The organism is uncultured Maritalea sp. (genome assembly GCF_937139385.1).
Lineage (GTDB): Bacteria > Pseudomonadota > Alphaproteobacteria > Rhizobiales > Devosiaceae > Maritalea > Maritalea porphyrae_A.
On the sequence record NZ_CAKZPW010000254.1, the window covers coordinates 1 to 1,334 of the forward strand.

Here is a 1,334-nt window from a genome sequence, read left to right on the forward strand (position 1 = left end):
CCTAATTCGGCAAGCGCTTGTGCCATTTCTTCCGGTGGCCGTTCCGACCCACCAATCGAAGAAATGTCCTTTGGCGCATCATCAACTTTGAGGTAGCGCCAGCCCTGAAAAGGGCGTTTGGGCTGAGGAACAGTAGGCACCAACTCCTGATCCATAACGATGTCGCAAAAAGAACGTCCCTCGCCGTCTGTGCCCGCTTCCAAGCCCACAATACGTTGTCGGCACTGAATCTTGCCCCCAAACACCCAATAAATGGACCCACCAGCCAACAGCTCCTCAGCGCGTTTGGGCATCATTCTTGTACGGTGCCAAGCAAGACCATCTGGCCGTCCCATTCCACTTTGTACCAGCGCTGCGCGATAGGCAGCGAGCTCGTCGATAGAAGTGGTTCCAACCGATAATTTTATCAAATGAATCATGAAGCAAACTTTGCAGCGATTGTTGACTCTAACAAGTCAAAAAGAAGGGGCGCTGATCAATCTGACCGCGCCCCGTTTAATTTGCCAAATAACCTAGAGTTAGTGTCTAGGCACTGACGATGACTGATACGAGTAGTCCAACTGACAGCAGACAAATGAATGTCCAAGTTGCTGCCCGCCAACATACCGCCTTAGATTGGCTGCGCATGCAGTCTCCTATATTTGTTTCACCCCTCCAGCATCGCCTCAAAGCGCCGCCGGAGCTTTAACAGATAATTAATTATAGCGAGCAATGCAAGCATTAGTATTTAGTCGCATGCCCCTGTGCATAAATTGGTGCATAACAACCGGTTAGAGCAGCCCAAACGCAAGACCCGCGAGCCATAAAAACGCAAAGAAACCAACAACATCAGTTACCGTTGTCACAAATGCGGTTGAAGCAACAGCGGGGTCAATATTCAATCGGTCAAGTGCGATCGGAATAAGAATTCCAGACACACCTGCCGCAAACATATTGATAACCATCGCAACCCCAATGACGCCGCCAAGCAACGGACTGGAAAACCATACAGTCGCTACAACACCAATTATTAGCGCAAATATGACCCCGTTTAGCGCACCCACAAGTACTTCACGTGTGATCAAGCGGCGGATGTTAAATCGATCCAATTCCTTTGTCGAAAGCGCCCGCACCGTCACGGTCATCGCTTGCGTGCCCGCGTTCCCGCCCATTGAGGCGACAATGGGCATAAGCACCGCTAGCGCCACCATTTGCGAAATAGTCGCGTCAAATTGGGCAATCACCAAAGAGGCCAAAACTGCGGTGACCAAGTTGACCATCAACCATGTCACACGGCTACGAAGGGCATCCCAAACGTTATCTGAAATCTCTTCGTCACCAACACCAGCCAAACG

2 protein-coding genes are annotated in these 1,334 nt (G+C 50.6%); both read right to left on the reverse strand.

Annotation, left to right across the window (positions count from 1 at the left end; all coding sequences use genetic code 11):
• On the reverse strand, positions 1 to 419 hold a 419-nt coding region (locus tag Q0231_RS10500), incomplete at its 3' end, for a DUF1489 domain-containing protein (RefSeq protein ID WP_299347639.1).
• 351 nt (positions 420 to 770) lie between these two features.
• A partial coding sequence (locus Q0231_RS10505; RefSeq protein ID WP_299347640.1) for a magnesium transporter occupies positions 771 to 1,334 on the reverse strand: 564 nt, incomplete at its 5' end.